Genomic DNA, 18,326 nt, shown 5'->3' on the forward strand with positions numbered 1-18,326 from the left:
AGCCGTGCGGAACCTCCCGGCCGGCGCGCGCGGCGATCTGGATGTCGCCGTGCGCGATGGCGCTGGTGGCCAGGTCGAACACGACGGGCTCGCCTTTTTCCCGTGGCGCGGCAAAGGCGATGGGATTGGTGCCGAACAGCGCCTTGTGGCCGCCGCTGGGCACCACGCAGGCCATGCTGTTGACCACGGTGAGCGCGACGAGTCCCTCGCGTGCGAGCGGCTCCACGTCGGGCCAGAGCGCGGCGAAGTGGTGCGAGCGGCGGATCGCCATGAGGGCGATGCCGTTCGCGCGCGTCTTGGCGATGAAGGCCTCGCGCGCGGCGAGGAGGGCGGGCTGCGCGAAGCCGTTGGCCGCATCGACTGCGATGAAGCCGGGGGCCTTGTCCTCGACCACTGGAATCGCCCGGCCATCCACCCACCCGCTCCTCAGCGTGGAGACATAACCGGGGATGCGGAATACGCCGTGGCTCGCGGCGCCGTCGCGCTGCGCCGATGCGCAGTTGTCGGCCAGAATGGCCGCCACGCGCGTGCTCGCGCCGTTGCGCTCCAGTATGGACTGGAGAATGCGGCGCAGTTGCTCGAATGGAACGTGAACGTGGGCGGGCGAGAGCGAGGACTCGCCGTGGCCGGTGGGATCGGGTGATGACGACATGCTGTGATTGTGGCTCCTGCGGGATGGCTCAGTCACCCATCACCACGCCTTCGCGCCGTGGATCGGCGCCGCCCAGCCACATCTGCCTGCCGTGGATTTCCGCGCGGGTGATGGCTTGCAGGCCACTGGTCAGATTCATCTCGCGCACTTGCGCGCCGCGCTCGCGCAGCGCCGAGACGGTGGATTCGGGGAAGCGCTGTTCCTCCAGCAGCGTCGGCCCGTTCAGCGAGCCGAAGTTGGGCAGGTTGATGGCCTGCTGCGGCGTCAGCCCCCAGTTGAAGATGCCATAGAGCAGCTTGCCGGTGTAGTGGATGATCATGGCGCCCCCGGGGCTGCCGCCGCTCATCAGCAACTGGCCGCTGCTCTTGTCGAAAACCAGGGTCGGAGCCATGGATGAGCGCGGCCGCTTGCCGGGCTCCACGCGGTTGGCGATCGCTGCGCCGCTCGCGTCCCGGGGCGTGAAGCTGAAATCCGTGAGTTCGTTGTTGAGCAGGAAGCCCTTGACCATCTGGCGCGAGCCGAACTGATCCTCGATGGTGGTCGTCATGGCCACCGCGTTGCCCATGGCGTCCACCACGCTGATGTGGCTGGTGCCGTGTTCGATCTGGCCGGGCATCGGCGCGTAGCTGGTCTTTGCCATGCCGGGCGTTCCGGGCCGAGCCACGTTCATGCTCCTGGGGCCGATCAGCGCGGCCCGGCGGGCGAGATAGCCGGGATCGACGAGGCTGTGCCAGCTGCCCGCGGGAGGTTGGACAAAGTCCGGGTCGGCAACGTACAGGTTGCGGTCGGCGAACGCCAGGCGCGATGCTTCGGCATAGAGGTACAGCCAGTCGGCGCCGGGCAGTGGACCCTTGGGATCGCCCGGCCCGGCGAGGCCATCCTGCAGTTGCATCGCGGTGGCGTCGGTGTTCTTGAGGATGCCCAGTATCTGCGCGATGGCGATGGCGCCGGAGCTTGGCGGCGGAAAGCCGCACATGCGGTAGGTGCGCGACGAGATCTGATAGTCGGTGCAGAACGCTTCGCGCTTGCGGGGCTGATAGTTGGCCAGGTCCGCCATCGTCATGCGGCCCGGGTTGGTGGGGTGGCTGTTCACCTTGTCGACGATGGCCCGCGCCACTTCGCCTTCGAGCAGCGCCTTGGAGCCGTTTCTGGCGATGCCGCGCAGCACCTTGGCGAGTTCGGGATTCCTGAGCACGTGGCCGACGGGCCAGGGCTTGCCGTCGGCGTCGAAGAAGTAGGCGCGGGCGGCGGGATCGCTGGCCAGGTATTTCTCGTTGGACAGCAAGGTGTTCAGGCGCGGGCTGACCTTGAAGCCGTCCTCCGCCAGGGCGATGGCCGGCTCGAAGAGTTTGGCCCAGGGCAGCTTGCCGTGCTCCTTGTGCGCCAGCTCCAGCATGCGGACCGCGCCGGGCACGCCCACGGAGCGCCCTCCGACCACGGCCTCGATGAACGGCATGGGCTTGCCGTCAGCGCCGATGAACAGGTTCTCCGTGGCCGAGGCGGGAGCGACTTCGCGGCCGTCGTAGGCTTGCACCTTGCCGCCCGATGCATGCAGCAGGAAGGCGCCGCCCGCCACGCCGCTCGACTGCGGCTCCACCAGGGAGAGCACCATCTGTACCGCGATGGCCGCATCGACCGCGCTGCCGCCCGCCTGGAGGACTTTGTAGCCCGCCTCGGTCGCCAGCGGGTTGGCCGCCGCCACCGCGAATTTGGACGTGGCCCAGCCGGGCTTTTCCGTATAGCCGGACGAGCCCTCGGGCTGCGTGGCCGGGTCCAGCTTGAGAGACGGTGTGCCGGAGCAGGCCCCCAGCACGAGAGTCGCGGCGGAAGCCGCTGGAAGCAGCAGCCGTCGGGATTGAGGCAGAGCGGGGCTGGCCATGTTGACTCCTTGGATTCTGCGGGATGATGGGTGCATCCTAAGGTATTCAACCGCGGCTCCCAAGCGAGCCCGCGCGTTTCGTGCGCCCGGCGGCCAGCCGGGCGGCGCGCGCCTTGTCAGAACCGGTAGGTCAGCCCGGCGTTGATGCTGCGGCCGTTGCCCGACAGGAAGGTGGGCATGACCGCCGTGCCGGTGCCCCGGATCACGAACGCGCTGGCGTAGGTGCGGTCCGTGAGGTTGTCCACCGTCACGTAGGCCTGCCACTGCTTGCTGGGCTGGTAGGTCACGCGCAGGCCCAGCAGTGCGTAGCCGTCCTGCTCGGTGCCGGAGACGTTGGCGTGGTTGGTCTGCGTCTTGACCGGCTGCCAGCGCAGCGTGGGCCCGGCGCTCCATGCGCCCTGGCGGAGCATGAGCTCGGCGGCGATCAGGTGGCGCGGCACGCCCGCGATGCGGTTGCCCGCGTATTCGCCGCCCCGGAAGCGGAAATCGCTGAAGGTGTAGGCGCCCTGGTATTCCAGCGTGGCGGAGCCCACGGGCCAGCGGCCGCGCGCGCCCAGTTCCACGCCCTGGTGGGTCGTCTTGTCGCTGTAGTTGAAGGTGCCTGATGCCGTGCCGGCGTCGTTGAAGACTTCCATCAGCTCGTCGCGCACCGAGCTGCGATAGACGCTGAGCGACCATTCGCCCGCCTCGCGGCCTTCGCCGAAGCTGCCGCGCGCGCCGGCTTCGACGGTCCAGGCGCGCTGCAGTTTCAGCGGCGTCATCGTCGTGCCGGAGAGTATTTCCCAATAGGTGGGGGCTTCGCTGCTGCGGCTGACGTTGGCGAACAGCTGGGTGCGGCAGGCGGCCTGCCAGAGCACGCCGATCTTGGGCGAGGCCGCGTTCCATTGCTGGTTGAGTTCGGTCCCGGAGAGGGTGTTGCGGGCGTCGCGGATGGATTGCACATAGCGCAGGTCGCCCACCAGCGACCATGCCGGGTTGAGGGCCCAGTTCAGGCCGAGATTGGCGCTGCGGTTTTCCGCCTGCAGGTCATAGCTGGCGGCAGCGGGCAGGCGCTCGCCCGTGGCGCTGACGGAGCGCATGTCGCGGTCCATGTCGCTCTTCGCCCAATGCAGGCCGGCCTGGTAGGACAGCGCGCCCGCCTTGCCGGCGCTGACCCATTGCATCCCCAGGGTGTGGCCCTTGGTGGGGGTGGACATGGCGGGCGAGGTGAAGGTGTCGTCGATGCTCTGCCAGTACACGCCCACGGTGTGGTTCAGCTCCTCGCTGCCCCAGTGCGTGCGGTTGGCGATGCGCAACTGCTGGGTGTCGCGGTTGGGGTCGCGCACATAGATGTTGTTGGCCTGGTCGAGCGGGGTGCCATAGTCGCCCATCACGCTGCGGGGATCGCTTTGCAGGCGGGCCTTGGGGATGACGTTGGGGATCTGGAAATGCAGGTCGGTATAGGACAGGTAGGTCCGGTTCTCGACGTCGCCCGAGCGCCAGCCCGCGTTCGCATGCAGGCTGCTGCGCCGGGAGGCGGAGTGGTGGCGGTAGCCGTCGGCCTCGTCATGGCTGGCGAAGATGCGGCCGTCCCAGGATTCGCCCTGCGCGCCGATGCCGGCCGAGAGACTCTTGCGGCCGAAGCTGCCGGCGCCCACGTCGATGCGGTTGCTGTCGCCGCCTGTCACGGACTGAAAGTCCAGCTCGCCGCCGAGTGTGCTGGCTCCGGGGTGCAGCGCATTGCTGCCGCGCCGGACGGCCACCAGCGAGCTGTTGCGTGGCTCCAGCGTGCTGATGACGAAGGAGCCGTCGGCTTCGTTCAGCGGCAGGCCGTCCTGCAGCAGCAGCACTCCGCGATTGACGGGGTTGCTCTGGATGCCCGAGCCTCGAATGTTCAGCCGGGGCTGGTCCTGACCGCCGAAGAACTCCTGTATCACCAGGCCCGGCTGCAGGCCCAGGGCGTCCTGCAGGGTCTGAAGGCGCACTTTCTCCTGCGGCGCGATCAGGTTCACGCCGCCGGGCGTCTGCTCAAGGCGCTGGCGCGCCTGCCGGTAGCTGGGGGCCAGGGGGGAGCCGGTTTCGTGCTCGCCGCTCACAGTGACCGTGGGCAGGGTGGATGAGTCGGCGGATTGCGCCCAGCCCGATACGGGACAGGCCAGCAGGGCGAGAAGCAGGGGTGAATATTTGAAGGTTGGCTCAGGCATGGTGATGCTCGATGGGTCAAAGGGATGGTGAGGAAGCGATGCGGCGGGGATGGGCCTAGCCCGCGTAGAACATCCACTTGGCCAGCAGCACGATGGCGACCATGTGGGTGAACACGCTGAGGTGAATGACGCGGAAATGCCCGCTGTGCAGCTTGCCCTTGCGGCGCAGGGTCATGGCGGTGAGGAAGTGGCCGAACACGCTGGTGGCCAGGGCGATCTTGAGCCACAGCATCAGGGCGAAGTGGCTCTGCAGCGGCGCGGCCAGCAGTCCGCTGTAGCGGGTGAGGGCCATGCCGATGCCGGCGCTGAACAAGGCGAGCAGCACCCAGGGCATGATCCGGCGCGCGCGGTTGCCGATGGCGATTTCCACCTGGCGCATCACTTCCCTGGGGATTTTCTTGCGGATGCCTTCGAGCATCAGTACCTCGAAGAACACCGTGCCGATGAAGAACAGCGCGGCAAACAGATGGATGGTGAGTAAAACGGGGTAGGTCATGGGGTGGTTTGCCGGGAGGCCGGCATATCGTTGGAAATGAGTGAGGAGAGGCTTTCCATGGCGCGGGGCCGCACCTGCGCGTCGCGCACCTCCCAGCAGCGACTGACCATGGCGGCCAGTTCCTGCGGGTGGTGGCTCACGCAGAGCATGGCGGCGCCGCGCGCGTCCAGGCTGCCTGCGCACAGGCGCGCCATGCGCTGGCGCAGGGCGGGGTCGAGTGCGCTGAAGGGCTCGTCCAGAAGCAGCAGATCGGGCTCCATGGAGAGCGCCCGGGCCAGGGACACGCGCTGGGCCATGCCGCCGGACAACTCACGCGGCCATGACTGTGCGATGGAGGCTTCAAGCTCCACCCGCTCCAGCCATTGCAGCGCCCGAAGCCGCGCCTGCTCGTGGGGAATGCCCGCTGCGCAAAGGGGCAGCATCAGGTTGTCGAGCACGCGCCGCCAGGGCAGCAGGCGCGGCTCCTGGAACAGCAGGGCCGTGCGCGCAAAGCCATTGCCGACATGGCCGCTGGATGGCTTCTGCAGACTGCACGCCAGCCGCAGCAGCGAGCTCTTGCCCGCGCCGCTCGCGCCGACGAGGCCCACGCGCTCGCCGGGCAGCAGGCGCAGGGCGATGCGCTCCAGTACCGTGCGCCCGCCCAGGCGGAGTGTGAGCTCGCGCATCTCAAGCATGGCGCACCTCCTGCCAGCGGCCCAGGCGGCGTTGCAGCGGCTGGATCAGTGCCAGCTCCAGCAGTCCGACGAAGGCCAGGATCATCAGCACCCAGGCGTACAGCTCCGAGCTGTCGAACGTGGCGCGGGCATTGGCCAGCGCGTGGCCCACGCCGCTGTCGGCGCCCAGCACTTCGGCCATGACCACCAGGCGCACGCCGCCATTGACGGCGATCAGCAGCGCGGCGCTCAAGGGCGCGGTGAGGGCCGGCACATACAGATGGCGCAGCCGCAGCCAGAAGCCGAAACGGTAGACGTGGGTCATCTCCAGCAACTGCCGGTCCACCTGCGCCATGCCCTTGACGGTGTTGACGTAGAGGCCGGGCGCGGTCATCAGCGCGGCCAGAAAGATCACCATGGCCGAGCCGAGGCCGAACCACAGCATCGCCAGCAGCACCACGACCACCGAGGGAATCGCCATCAGCAGCCAGCGCAGCGGCTCCAGCGCGCCGCGCAGGCGCGGGCTGTGCGCGGCCAGCAGGCCCAGGGCGAAGCCGCATGTGCAGCCCAGGCTGATGCCGATGGCCGCGCGCATCAGGCTGGCCGCCGCGGCGGGAAAGAAGCGCCCGCTGTCCAGCAGGGGGCCGATGGCCCGCAATGCGTCGAGCGGTGTCGCCATGAGCAGCGGACCCAGCCGCTGCGCGGTGAGCTGCCACGCCAGCACGATGGCCGCCAGCCCCGCCAGCGCCCACGCGCGGGAGGTGCGCGCCGACTCGCGGGGAGAAGGGGCGTCGTCCATCATGGCCCGTAGAAACCTGCCTCGGGCAGCTTGTTGCCGATGGCCTTGGGGTGCCTGGTCTTCAAGAGCGTGTACAGCGCTTCCAGCTCGGTGCGCACCTCCGTGGCGGGGCGGCTTTCCAGGCGGGTGACTTCGATGGCCTGCCGCAGCGCGTCCACCGGCATGTGGGGCAGATACTTGTGGGCCACTTGCGCGCAGTCCGGTGCATGCGATTTGCACCAGGCGGCGGATGCGGCATACGCTTTTTCCACCGCGCGCGACAGCTCCAGATCGTCCGCCACGGTGGCGTTGGCCATCAGTCCGGCCTGGGGCAGGCTGGGCTGGTGGGGAAAGTATTGCGGCCACGCTTCTTCCAGGCTTTGCACCCGGTGCAGCGGCGCGCCCTTGCCCTGGCTGGCGCCGCGCCACAGCAGCAGCGAGGCGGCGGGCTCGGCGAGCACGACGTGCTTGCCCTGGCCGGAGAGCATCAGCGCGATGGCGTCCTGGCCGCTGCGTGTGCGGCGCACCCGCACGGGAGCCTTGCCGTCAGGGTCCTGAGCGGTCAGCAGCGTGTCGATCAGCACGTCGCCCAGATCATGCTGGAAGGGCGACAGCAACTCCTGCCCCGCGAGATCGCCAAAGCCCTTGACCGCCGGGTCGGTGCTGACCAGCCACACCAGACCCCACACGGAGACGCTGAGCAGCCGCGTCTTCTGGCCCCGGTTGGCCAGCAGCGCGGGCAGCGTCGTGGGCGTGGCCGTGAAATCCAGCTTCTTGTGCGCCAGCAGCGAGCTGAGCTGGTCGTGCGTCTCCCAGAGCCGGAATTCGACCTTGGCGGCATAGGGCTTGAGCGCCCCGGTTTCCACCATGTGCATCAGGGGATAGCTGACCACGGCGCCGGGGCCGCCCAGCGTCAGCTTGTCCACGGCGGGGGCGGCGGACGCGGCGGCGCACAATGCGCATCCCCCCGCCGCCGCCAGCACGGGGCGGGACAGCCTGCCCAGGACGGAGCGCAAACGATCCTTCGCAGCCATGGCCCATTGCTGCAAATCGTACATGAGAATTGTTATCATTCAGTTATGTTGCAGCCAATCCCCCGTCTTCCCAAATGACAAAAGTCAACTCACCCGAGATGCAGGTGCTGGGAATGCAGCGCCTGCGCGAACTGTCGTTGTTCGCCGATGTGCCGGAGCAGGAGATGGCCGGGATCACCGAAGGCTCCGCCTGCTGCGCGTTTCAGGACGAGGAGTTCCTGTTCCGCGAAGGCGCATCGGCGGCCTGCTATTACCTGGTGCTGCAAGGCGAGGTAGAGGTGCTGCGCTTCGGCCTCGATGGCGAGGACCGCATCTTCAACGTGTTCGGTCCCGGGCGCCTGGTGGCGATTGCCGCGATGTTCATGCCCCACGGGCGCTATCCCATGAATGCCCGCGCGCGCGCGGGCACCGTGTGCCTGCGGCTGGCGCGCGAGCCGCTCACCCGCGCGTGCGGGCGCAGCGCGCCGCTGGCGATGCGCCTTCTGGCGATGATGAGCACCACCGTGTACCAGCACGTCAACGAAGTGGAGTGGCTGACCGCCAGCACCGCGCCGCAGCGGCTCGCGCGCTATCTGCTCAAGCTCGGCGAGCGCCAGGGCGACAGCCTGCTGCTTCCCCTCAACCAGCGCCAGTTGGCCGCACGGCAGGGCGTGCGCGCCGAAACCCTGAGCCGGCTGCTGGGCGACTGGCAGGCACGGGGCGTCGTGGCCGGGCGCGGCCGCGAATGGCGCATCATCGACCATGGCTATCTCCAGCAGCTGGCGCATGCGGCGGAGCGCGCTTTCTGATGGGCGGCAGGCGGTGTGGGTCTTGACAAACATCATTGGACTGCGCGCTGCCTTGCCCGAACAATGCCCCGCATGAGCGACTCACATCCAGAACCATCGACGACCGATGCCGCGATCTCCGTGGAGGACATCCGGCATCTGGTGCATACCTTCTATGGCCAGGTCCGGGAGGATCCGCTGCTGGGGCCGGTCTTCGACGCCCATGTCCACGATTGGGACGAGCACTTGCAGACCCTGGTCGATTTCTGGTCCTGGCTGGTGCTCAGGCAAGAGGGCTTTTCGGGCGCGCCCATGCCCAAGCATGCCCGGCTGCCCGACTTGAGCTGGGCCCATTTCGAGCGCTGGCTGGCGTTGTTCCGACAGACGACGGCAGAGCAGAACCTGCCCGCGCTGCAGGCCCTGGTGGATGGCATGGCCGAGCGCATCGCGGCGCGCCTGTGGGAACACTACCAGAAGCAGGCGCCGGACAGCGTCTGGCTGCGCGAAGTGCCGCAGGGCCTGGAGAGCTACAAGACATCGCCTTTGTTCACGCACGACAAGCTTCCCGCAGCGCTGCAGTCCACGCACACCATCAAGGCCGGAGCCTGGGGACTGTTGCGCGTGCATGGCGGCTCGCTGGTGTTCACGCTGGACATCGAGCCGCCGCGCACCATTTTGCTGGAGGCGGGCGACCAACTGGTGGTGGAGCCCCAGGTTCCGCACCATGTGACGTTCGTGAAGCCGGGCTCCCTTCAGATCACTTTCTACAGGCAGGGCGATGCGTGAGCCCGCGTTGTAAAAAAGGCAGCCGGTTTCCGGGCTGCCTTCTTGGGTGCGGGTGCGGCGCCGAGGCCGCCTATGCGTGAGACAGGCGCTGGAGCGCCGACCCTATCCGGTGCCGTCAGTCCCTGGATGATCCGGCGTCACCTGCTGACGCGCCGCTGGCTTGCTCCTGCGTTGCGTTGTCGGCATCGATGCCGGCCTGGCGCAGCGCCGCCTTTTCGCCCGCGGGCGCGAACTTGCTGTACTTGCCGATGATGGAGACCATCTGGCCATAGATGCGCGGGTTGCCCGCGAGGCATTCGCGCTGCTCGAGGAAGTCGGCCTCGCCCGTGAAGTTGCCGACCAGGCCCCCGGCCTCGGTCACCAGCAGCGAGCCAGCGGCCACGTCCCAGATGGAGAGGCCGGTCTCGAAGAACGCATCGGTGAAGCCCGCGGCCACGTAGGCCAGGTCGAGCGCCGCCGCGCCCGGGCGGCGCAGGCCCGCGCAGCGCTGCATCACGTCGCCCATCAGCGTGAGGTAGTTCTGGAAGTTGTCGCCGGGACGGAACGGAAAGCCCGTGGAAATCAGGCATTCGCCCATGCGGGTGCGCTTGCTCACGCGGATGCGGCGTTCGTTGAGGAACGCGCCGCGGCCCCGGGTGGCGGTGAAGAGGTCGTTGCGGGTCGGGTCATACACGACAGCCTGCTCGATCTTGCCGCGCACGGCGAGCGCGATGCTCACGCAATAGACCGGAAAGCCGTGGATGAAGTTGGTGGTGCCGTCCAGCGGATCGATGATCCAGACGAACTCCGAGGTCTTGGAGCCGTACTCGTTGCCCGACTCCTCGGCCAGGATGCCGTGCTGCGGATAGGCGGTCAGAAGGGTTTCGATAATGGCGCGTTCACTCGCCACGTCGACCTCGGTCACGAAATCATTGAGCTGCTTTTGCGAGACACGCACGGCCTCGACGTCGAGGGCGGCTCGGTTGATGATGGCGCCAGCGGCGCGCGCAGCCTTGATGGCCACGTTGAGCATGGGGTGCAGGGTAGAGGTCGACATGGATTGTGTGGAGGAGCGGCCCGGCAGGATTCGCCGTGTTGCGCCCGGCGATGCGGACGCGCAAAGGCGAAATTCTATCGCCATTGGGCGAATTCCGCACGCGCCATGGAAAAGGGATGTTCCCGCGCTGCAGCGCCCGGGGGCATCGGATGCCCGGCAAAGCGGCGACAATGGAGGGTTTTCGCACCGGCCGATCCCGGCCGCCGTCCGACATACCCGATTGAAAGCCATGAAGACCCGTTTCATCCTCATCAATACCAGCCATGCCGGCAATGTGGGCGCGGCCGCGCGCGCGCTCAAGACCATGGGTTTCGATGAGCTGGTGCTGGTTGCTCCGCGCTGGCCCAACGTGCTGCGCAAGGAGGAAACCATTCAGCGCGCGAGCGGTGCGCTTGATGTGCTGGAGCATTGCCGCATCGTCGATACGCTCGATGAGGCGCTCGAGGGGATGAGCCACCTGTGCGCCACCGCCATGACGCCGCGCGACTTCGGGCCGCCCACGCGCACGCCGCGCGAGCATTTCGATCTGCTGCTCGGCGGCAGGCTCAACGCGCCAGGCGCGCATCCGGGCGATGCTCCCAATGAAACCGGCGTGGCCTTCCTCTTTGGCTGCGAGCGTTTCGGCATGTCCAATGAGGACGTCTACCGCTGCGATGTGGCGCTGTCGATTCCCACCAACCCCGGGTTCGGCTCGCTCAATCTGGCGTCCGCCGTCCAGGTGATTGCCTATGACTGGCGCGAGGCCCTGGGCGGGTTCGCCGTGCGCGAGGCCACGCCGCCCGCTGACCGCGCCGACGCCGCGCAGGTGGCGGGCATGCTGGAGCACTGGGAGAAAGCGCTCGCGGACATCGGCTTTCTCGACCCCGCCGCGCCCAGGAAGCTGATGCCGCGCCTAAACCAGATGTTCAACCGCGCGCAACTCACGCAGGAGGAAATCCACATCCTTCGCGGTGTTGCCAAGGCGATGATCCAGGCCGCAAGGACAAACGGCTAGACTGCAAGTTCCTTTTTCATCCAAAGATATTCATTTTTCATGTTTGACCGCCTGCGATCCGATATCCAGTGCATTCTTGAGCGCGACCCGGCTGCACGCAGCACCTGGGAAGTGATCACGTGCTACCCAGGCCTGCATGCCATCTGGCTGCATCGTCCCGGGCATTGGTGTTGGAACCACGGTTTCAAATGGCTGGGGCGGTTCATCTCGAATTTCTCGCGCTGGCTCACCGGCATCGAGATCCATCCCGGCGCGAAGATCGGCGACCGCGTGTTCTTCGACCATGCGATGGGCGTCGTGGTCGGCGAGACGGCGGAGATCGGCGACGGCTGCACGATCTATCAAGGCGTGACGCTGGGCGGCACGTCGCTCTACAAAGGCACCAAGCGTCATCCGACGCTTGGAAGGGACGTGGTGGTGAGCGCCGGCGCCAAGGTGCTTGGCGGCTTTGAAGTGGGCGATGGCGCCAAGATCGGCAGCAACGCCGTGGTCATCAAGCCGGTGCCGCCCGGAGCAACGGCCGTGGGTATTCCCGCGCGCATCATTCCCTCCAAGGCCGGCCAGAGCGCGGACGTGACCGAAGCGCCCGCGGCAGCCAGCGTGGCGCCGAGCGCTGCCGCATCGGCCAGCCCCGCGCCGTTTTCCGCCTACGGCATAGAGCAGCAGCAGGACGACCCGCTCTCGCAGGCCATGCGCAGCCTGATCGAGCACACGGCCGCGCAGGAGCGCCAGATCGCGCTGTTGTGGCAGAGCATTGAAAAGCTCAGCACCGCCGCGCCCAGGGAGGTAGGTGATTGCGTTCCGTGCGATGCCGCCAAGAGGGAGAGTTTCGAGGCGAAGAAGCTCAGCGACCTCGTCGGCAAATGAGGCGGCGCGGATAGCCGGACCTCCATGGCCCATTCCATGCCGCGCAGCTCGCGGGTCGTGTGCCGTCCTGCAGGCCGCGCGGCATTTGCGTATATTCATGCGTTGGCCGCGCAGTGCTCCCGCCAGGCGGGCGGCCTTGCGCGCCGTTCTTCCCTTTCCTTCCTTGCCTTCATCCTTCAGGGGTTTGCATCCAATGAATGTCAGTCAGGCCATGCGCGAGCGCCGTTCGGTTCGCGCCTATTTGTCGCGCGTTCCCCAGGCCGCCGATGTCGAAAAACTCATCTCCGACGCCGCGCTGGCGGCGTCCGGCGGCAATCTGCAGCCATGGAGGATCATCGCGCTCGCGGGTGAGCCGCTCGAGCGGCTGACCGCCGCCATGGAAGGGGCGCAGCCCCAAGAAGAGGGCGCTGGTTTCGGGACGTCCTACCCGCCCAACCTCTGGGAGCCGTATCGCACGCGCCGCTTCAAGAACGGCGAGGATCTCTATCGCACCATCGGCATCCCGCGCGAGAACAAGGCCGCGCGGCTCGAGCAGATGGCCAGGAACGGGCAATTCTTCGGCGCGCCGGTCGGCGTGTTCGTGTTCGTCGACGAGCGCATGGGCTACGCGCAGTGGGTGGACCTGGGTATCTATCTGCAGTCCTTCATGCTGCTGGCCACGGAGCGAGGCATGGCGACCTGCCCGCAGGGCTACTGGAGGCGTTTTGCCGATACCGTCGAGAGCCTGCTCGAAGTGCCCGATCCGTACCGCGTGGCCTACGGGATTGCGCTGGGTTATGAAGACCGGGACGCATCCATCAATACGCTGAGAGCGGACAGGGCGCCCTTCGGCGAATGGGCCCAGATGCGCGGGTTCTAGTCTCCTTCCCGCTGCTCTCTTGCTCTTCTACCGTGCGCGCTCGAGTCCGGGCGCGGGCGCGATCCCGCGCGAGGCCCAGGTCCAGATCGCAATGCCCAGCACCACGGTGACGCTTTGCCCGATCGCAAGCAGCAGGGCGCTGTGAAAGAGGTGCGGCACGATCAGGCTGGACATCAGCGTGAACACCATCATCTGCGTGAAGCCTTGCAATGAGGACGCCAGCCCGCGCATTTGCGGAAACTGCCCCATCGCCTCCAGCGTGAAGATGGGCATGAGCAGCGAGATGCCCAGGGTGTAGAGGGTGATCGGCATCACCGCCCAGGGCACGGCCGGGTGGCTGGTGAAACTGTTGTAGAGCACGTTGGAGAAGCAGGCGAGCAGCAGGCAACCGAAGCCGATCATCTTCTGGACGCGCAGCGGAATGCGCCTGGCGAAGGTGCCGGAGATGGCCGAGCCCATCATCGTTCCGGCAATCAGCGGAATGAACAGCCAGCCCAGCGACGTGGCGTCCATGCCGAGCACCGTCATGATGAATTCGGCGGCGGAGCTGATATACACCGAATTGGCTCCCGCCATGAGGCCCAGGCCGAGAATCATCCAGCGGAACTTGCGGTTGGAGAGCGCCTGCACGTAGTTGGCTGCGATCACGCCGACCTTCAGCGGCGAGCGGCGTTCGCGCGGCAGCGTCTCGGGCAGAAAGCGCCAGAGCATGAGCGCGAGGGCCGCACCGAATGCGCAGAGAAAGTAGAACGTCGCGCGCCAGCCGCCATGGGTCTGCAGCCAGCCGCCGAAGATCGGCGCGAGCGCTGGCGCGAGGCCGAAGACCATCATCACCATGGCCATCTGGCGCTGGGCGTCGGCGCCGTGGTATTTGTCCTGCACCATGGCGCGTACGATCACCATGCCCGAGCCGGCGCAAAGCCCCTGGAGAAACCGCGCCAGTACCAGCATGGTGATGTTGGGCGCGAATGCCGCCAGAAACGAAGTGACGCCATAGCCGATGGCGGATGCCATCAGCACGCGCTTGCGCCCGAAGGTGTCGCTCAGCGTGCCGTAGAACAGCATGGTCACGGCCATGGCGAGCACATAGGCGCTGAGCGTTTGCTGAACCGCTGCGGGCCCTACATCGAACTCCTGCGCGATGGCATGGAAAGACGGCAGGTAGGTGTCGATGCCCAGCGGACCGATCATGGTGCACAGGGCGAAAAGCAGCGTGAGAAGTACCGGAGATTGCATCGAGGGCGAGGTGTTCAGCGCCGGGCTCCATCACGATCTGGCGCTGCAAGGGATCGGGCGCCGGGCGCCCATGTGGATGAGAGGGCGCAGTCTAGTCCGGATGCTTCATGAATGGGCAAATGGGGTTATCGCAGCGGGCAGGGGACGGCTCGCACGCTGCCCGGCTCTCTTTTCGGACAGGCATCAGGGAAACCCTGCGAGGGTTATTGTTCGCCACTGCCTAGAATCGGGCTTCGGCATGTGGTTGCCGCGTCACCCGATCATCGACCGATCCATCGAAATTTCCCCTAGGAGCCGCTTGTGCAGGAAGAGAATCAGACGCCCGAAAAATCGACATCGCGGCGCGTGATCAAGAAGTATCCGAACCGACGCCTTTACGACACATCCACGTCGACCTATATCACGTTGATGGAAGTCAAGGAGTTGGTCGTGGGCGGCGAAACGGTCATCGTGCGCGATGCCAAATCCGGCGAAGACCTCACGCGCAGCATTCTCCTGCAGATCATCCTGGAAGAGGAGGCGGGCGGCGCGCCGATGTTCAGCGAAGCGGTGCTGGCCAACATCATCCGCTTCTACGGCCACGCCATGCAGGGCTTCATGGGCTCGTATCTGGAGAAGAACGTCCAGGCTTTCACGGATCTGCAGAACCAGCTGGCACAACAGGCAAAGGGCTTCACGCCGGAAATGTGGACGCAGTTCATGAGCCCCCAGTCGCCCGTTTACAAAGGGATGATGGGCAGCTACATGGAACAGTCGCAGGCCATGCTCGCGCAGATGCAGGAGCAGATGCAAAAGCAGACCGAGCAGATGCTCGGCGCATTCGGCATCAAGCGCTGAAATATCCCCAAATTCCCACTGCCGCGGGGGATGGCGGCAGAACTGGGACAATAGCGGGATGAGCGACGCACTCTCCCCCACGAAAACACCCAAGGTCGGCTTTGTGAGCCTGGGATGCCCCAAGGCACTGACCGACAGCGAACTGATCCTCACGCAACTGAGCGCGGAGGGCTACGAAACATCCAAGACCTTCCAGGGCGCCGATCTGGTGATCGTCAATACCTGCGGTTTCATCGACGATGCGGTCAAGGAGAGCCTGGACACCATTGGAGAGGCGCTGGCTGAAAACGGCAAGGTGATCGTCACCGGCTGCCTGGGCGCCAAGGCCGGCAAGGAAGGCGACAACTTCGTGCGCGAGGTGCACCCCAGCGTGCTCGCCGTGACCGGACCGCACGCCACGCAGGAGGTGATGAACGCGGTCCATACCCATTTGCCCAAGCCGCACGACCCTTTCATCGACCTGGTGCCCGGCGCCTTCGGCGAGGCGGGCATCAAGCTCACGCCCAAGCACTATGCCTATCTGAAGATCAGCGAGGGCTGCAATCACCGCTGTACGTTCTGCATCATCCCGTCGATGCGCGGAGACCTGGTGTCGCGCCCCGTGGGCGATGTGCTGAAAGAGGCGAAGGCCCTGTTCGAGGGCGGTGTGAAGGAGCTGCTGGTCATCAGCCAGGATACGTCCGCCTATGGCGTGGACGTGAAGTACCGCACCGGCTTCTGGGATGGCAAGCCGGTCAAGACGCGCATGCTGGAGCTGGTGCAGACGCTGGGTGAAATCGCCAGACCCTATGGCGCATGGGTGCGCCTGCACTATGTTTATCCATACCCCAGCGTCGATGAAGTCATTCCGCTCATGGCCACCGGCAGCGTGCTGCCGTATCTGGACGTGCCGCTGCAGCATAGCCACCCTGACGTGCTCAAGCGCATGAAGCGGCCCGCCAGCGGCGAGCGCAATCTCGAGCGCATCCAACGCTGGCGCGAAATCTGCCCGGAGCTGGTGATCCGCAGCACTTTCATTGCGGGCTTTCCTGGCGAGACGGAAGAAGAATTCCAGCATCTTCTGGATTTCATTCGTGAGGCCCAGATCGATCGCGCCGGCTGCTTCGCCTACAGCGACGTGGAAGGCGCGGCCGCCAATGAGCTGCCGGGAATGCTGCCGCTGCAAGTGCGCGAGGAGCGCCGCTCGCGTTTCATGGCCGTGGCCGAGGAAGTGTCGATCGCCCGCCTGCAGCGCCGCGTCGGCCAGACCGTGCAGGTGTTGGCCGACAAGTCGATCGCTCTGGGCAAGAAGGGCGGCGTGGGCCGCAGCTATGCGGATGCTCCCGAAATCGACGCGGTCGTGCATCTGCTGCCGCCGGAGAAGATCAGCAAGAGCTACAAGGTAGGCGACTTCGTGAAGGCGCGCGTCGTCGGCACGCAAGGGCATGACCTGGTGGCGGTGCCTGTATAGGCTCCAGACTCCCCGGCGGCCATGCCATGAGGCGATGCACGTTTTTGCGTGCATCGCTTTTTTCTTGTGGGATATTTGTTTGATTGATGGTGATGTAACTCAAAAAATAGCTATTGTGTCAATGTAATGCTGGTTGCCTGTCTGAAGTTTTCCAACCGAAAGGGCGCATATGAGCAAAACCATGAAGGCGGCTGTCGTCCATGAGTTCGGCAAGCCACTCGTCATCGAGGAGGTCGCCGTTCCCCGCCCCGACCCGGGCTTTGTGCTTGTCAAGATCGAAGCCTGTGGCGTCTGCCACACCGACCTGCACGCAGCCCAGGGCGATTGGCCGGTCAAGCCCCATCCGCCATTCATTCCCGGCCACGAAGGCGCAGGCCATGTCGTTGCCGTGGGGGCGGGTGTCACCCATGTGAAGGAGGGCGACCGCGTCGGAGTGCCATGGCTCTATAGCGCCTGCGGCCATTGCGAACATTGCCTGGGCGGATGGGAGACGCTATGCGAGCAGCAGAAGAACACCGGTTACTCGGTCAACGGGGGCTTCGCCGAATATGCGCTTGCGGACGCCAATTTCGTGGGCCATCTGCCCGGCTCGGCGGACTTCATTGAAATCGCTCCGGTGCTGTGCGCGGGCGTGACTGTATACAAGGGCTTGAAGGTCACCGATACCCGGCCCGGCAACTGGGTGGTGATCTCGGGGATCGGCGGACTGGGCCACATGGCCGTTCAGTACGCCAAGGCCATGGGCCTGAACGTGGCTGCCGTCGACGTGGATGATGGCAAGCTCGACTTCGCGCGGCGCCTGGGCGCGGCCGTCACGGTCAATGCCATGAAGACCGACCCGGCTGCCTATCTGAAAAAGGAAATCGGCGGCGCGCATGGCGCGCTGGTGACGGCGGTCTCCCCCAAGGCGTTCGAGCAGGCGCTGGGCATGGTGCGCCGCGGCGGCACCGTCTCGCTCAATGGATTGCCGCCTGGAGATTTCCCGCTGCCGATTTTCAACATGGTGCTTGACGGCGTAACGGTGCGCGGCTCCATCGTGGGAACACGGCTGGATCTGCAGGAGGCGCTGGACTTCGCGGCGATGGGCAAGGTCAAGGCAACGGTGACCGCCGACAGGCTCGAAAACATCAACGACATCTTTGCCCGCATGCGCAAGGGCCAGATCGAGGGCAGGATCGTGCTGGACATGAATCTGTGACGGTCTGAATGGGTGGCGCAAGGCAGGAAGGCTTCCCTCGGGAAGCCTTTCTTTCAAGGGCCGGCTGGCATGACCAAGGAAGAGTGGGGTATGCTTGCCCTTTGCAACTTGACGTTCGAAAGGAAGAAGCATGGGATTCGGAAGAGCAAAGGTTGTCAGCGCCCAGGAAGGCATGGAAAAGGCAGTGAGTGATTTGCGCGATCTGCTGTCGAATGCCGAGCTGGACAAGATTCCGGAAGTGCATCAATTGCGCAAGCGTCTCGATGAGGGACTGAGCGACATCCAGGAATCCGCTCTCGACGCCGTCCATGAGGCAAGGCATCAGGCGCGCAAGGCTGTGCGAGTCGCCGATAACTACGTGCGGGATGAGCCTTGGAATGTCGTCGGCGGAGCGTTGGCGGCAGGCGTTGTACTGGGGTTCCTGCTGGGACGGCGCTGAGACGCTGGAATTCCGGCCACGGCAGCCCTCTTCGAGAGGGCTTTTTTACGCCGGCCTATGCAAGTACTTCATGAACATCATCAAGGCCCACGCGCACAGCATTCACCATCGGACAGAGATCGAAGCCAGCGAGGTGTGCGGATGCTTCCATTGCCTTGAGATCTATCGTCCTGGCGCGATAG

General features: G+C 65.9%; 18 protein-coding genes. 9 read left to right on the plus strand and 9 right to left on the minus strand.

The window, feature by feature from the left end; all coding sequences use genetic code 11:
• The 7 genes from ABWP92_RS10065 to ABWP92_RS10095 form a co-directional block, all read right to left on the minus strand.
• Positions 1 to 652: Ldh family oxidoreductase (locus tag ABWP92_RS10065; RefSeq protein WP_353235239.1), on the minus strand; the 652-nt coding region annotated here is incomplete at its 3' end.
• Between the two features lie 28 nt (positions 653 to 680).
• Entirely contained in the window at positions 681 to 2,531 is a 1,851-nt protein-coding gene (locus tag ABWP92_RS10070; protein WP_353235240.1) for a gamma-glutamyltransferase family protein, read from the minus strand.
• A gap of 116 nt (positions 2,532 to 2,647) precedes the next feature.
• Entirely contained in the window at positions 2,648 to 4,714 is a 2,067-nt protein-coding gene (locus ABWP92_RS10075) for a TonB-dependent receptor family protein (RefSeq protein ID WP_353235241.1), read from the minus strand.
• Between the two features lie 55 nt (positions 4,715 to 4,769).
• A complete protein-coding gene (locus ABWP92_RS10080; RefSeq protein ID WP_353235242.1) occupies positions 4,770 to 5,210 on the minus strand; it encodes a CopD family copper resistance protein in 441 nt (146 codons plus the stop codon).
• Positions 5,207 to 5,884, minus strand: a complete 678-nt coding sequence (locus ABWP92_RS10085) for an ABC transporter ATP-binding protein (protein ID WP_353235243.1) — start codon at positions 5,882 to 5,884, stop codon at positions 5,207 to 5,209. Before ABWP92_RS10085 ends, ABWP92_RS10080 begins: the two co-directional genes overlap by 4 nt.
• On the minus strand, positions 5,877 to 6,665 hold the full coding sequence (locus ABWP92_RS10090; protein WP_353235244.1) for an ABC transporter permease: 789 nt from the start codon (positions 6,663 to 6,665) through the stop codon (positions 5,877 to 5,879). The genes ABWP92_RS10085 and ABWP92_RS10090 overlap by 8 nt, the downstream gene beginning before the upstream one ends.
• Positions 6,662 to 7,699: an ABC transporter substrate-binding protein gene (locus ABWP92_RS10095; RefSeq protein WP_353235245.1), complete on the minus strand. Its 1,038-nt coding sequence runs from the start codon at positions 7,697 to 7,699 to the stop codon at positions 6,662 to 6,664. Before ABWP92_RS10095 ends, ABWP92_RS10090 begins: the two co-directional genes overlap by 4 nt.
• A 50-nt stretch (positions 7,700 to 7,749) precedes the next feature.
• Here ABWP92_RS10095 and ABWP92_RS10100 point away from each other — a divergent pair, with 50 nt between their 5' ends.
• Together ABWP92_RS10100 and ABWP92_RS10105 are read left to right on the plus strand one after the other, a co-directional pair.
• Positions 7,750 to 8,463, plus strand: a complete 714-nt coding sequence (locus tag ABWP92_RS10100; RefSeq protein ID WP_353235246.1) for a Crp/Fnr family transcriptional regulator — start codon at positions 7,750 to 7,752, stop codon at positions 8,461 to 8,463.
• A gap of 72 nt (positions 8,464 to 8,535) precedes the next feature.
• Positions 8,536 to 9,228 (plus strand): TehB-like domain-containing protein, encoded by a 693-nt coding sequence (locus ABWP92_RS10105; protein WP_353235247.1) that lies wholly within the window; start codon positions 8,536 to 8,538, stop codon positions 9,226 to 9,228.
• 115 nt (positions 9,229 to 9,343) lie between these two features.
• On the opposite strand, the gene ABWP92_RS10110 is transcribed toward ABWP92_RS10105, so the two are convergent.
• Entirely contained in the window at positions 9,344 to 10,264 is a 921-nt protein-coding gene (locus ABWP92_RS10110; RefSeq protein WP_353235248.1) for an inositol monophosphatase family protein, read from the minus strand.
• A 229-nt stretch (positions 10,265 to 10,493) separates the two neighbouring features.
• Here ABWP92_RS10110 and ABWP92_RS10115 point away from each other — a divergent pair, with 229 nt between their 5' ends.
• The 3 genes from ABWP92_RS10115 to ABWP92_RS10125 all read left to right on the plus strand — a co-directional run bounded on the left by ABWP92_RS10115 (position 10,494) and on the right by ABWP92_RS10125 (position 12,984).
• A complete protein-coding gene (locus ABWP92_RS10115) occupies positions 10,494 to 11,258 on the plus strand; it encodes an RNA methyltransferase (RefSeq protein ID WP_353235249.1) in 765 nt (254 codons plus the stop codon).
• Positions 11,259 to 11,297: 39 nt separating this feature from the next.
• Complete coding sequence (cysE, locus tag ABWP92_RS10120; RefSeq protein ID WP_353235250.1) at positions 11,298 to 12,125, plus strand: serine O-acetyltransferase; 828 nt, start codon at positions 11,298 to 11,300, stop codon at positions 12,123 to 12,125.
• Positions 12,126 to 12,318: 193 nt separating this feature from the next.
• A complete protein-coding gene (locus ABWP92_RS10125; protein ID WP_353235251.1) occupies positions 12,319 to 12,984 on the plus strand; it encodes a nitroreductase in 666 nt (221 codons plus the stop codon).
• A 27-nt stretch (positions 12,985 to 13,011) separates the two neighbouring features.
• Here the strand turns inward: ABWP92_RS10125 and ABWP92_RS10130 are convergent, their stop codons facing one another.
• Positions 13,012 to 14,220 carry a multidrug effflux MFS transporter gene (locus tag ABWP92_RS10130; RefSeq protein WP_353235252.1) on the minus strand — a complete coding sequence of 403 codons (1,209 nt, stop codon included), beginning with the start codon at positions 14,218 to 14,220 and terminating at the stop codon, positions 13,012 to 13,014.
• A 300-nt stretch (positions 14,221 to 14,520) separates the two neighbouring features.
• Between ABWP92_RS10130 and phaR the strand changes: the two genes are divergently transcribed.
• The 4 genes from phaR (at position 14,521) to ABWP92_RS10150 (ending at position 18,144) form a co-directional block, all read left to right on the plus strand.
• The gene (phaR, locus tag ABWP92_RS10135) at positions 14,521 to 15,057 is read left to right on the plus strand and encodes a polyhydroxyalkanoate synthesis repressor PhaR (RefSeq protein ID WP_353235253.1); all 537 of its coding nucleotides are present in this window, start codon (positions 14,521 to 14,523) and stop codon (positions 15,055 to 15,057) included.
• 58 nt (positions 15,058 to 15,115) lie between these two features.
• On the plus strand, positions 15,116 to 16,507 hold the full coding sequence (gene rimO, locus ABWP92_RS10140; protein ID WP_353235254.1) for a 30S ribosomal protein S12 methylthiotransferase RimO: 1,392 nt from the start codon (positions 15,116 to 15,118) through the stop codon (positions 16,505 to 16,507).
• Between the two features lie 169 nt (positions 16,508 to 16,676).
• A complete protein-coding gene (gene adhP, locus ABWP92_RS10145) occupies positions 16,677 to 17,705 on the plus strand; it encodes an alcohol dehydrogenase AdhP (RefSeq protein ID WP_353235255.1) in 1,029 nt (342 codons plus the stop codon).
• Between the two features lie 130 nt (positions 17,706 to 17,835).
• On the plus strand, positions 17,836 to 18,144 hold the full coding sequence (locus tag ABWP92_RS10150; RefSeq protein WP_353235256.1) for an ElaB/YgaM/YqjD family protein: 309 nt from the start codon (positions 17,836 to 17,838) through the stop codon (positions 18,142 to 18,144).
• The last annotated feature ends 182 nt before the right edge of the window (positions 18,145 to 18,326 follow it).

It is taken from the genome of Diaphorobacter ruginosibacter, assembly GCF_040396215.1.
In the GTDB taxonomy this organism is placed as follows: Bacteria; Pseudomonadota; Gammaproteobacteria; order Burkholderiales; family Burkholderiaceae_C; genus Diaphorobacter_A; species Diaphorobacter_A ruginosibacter_A.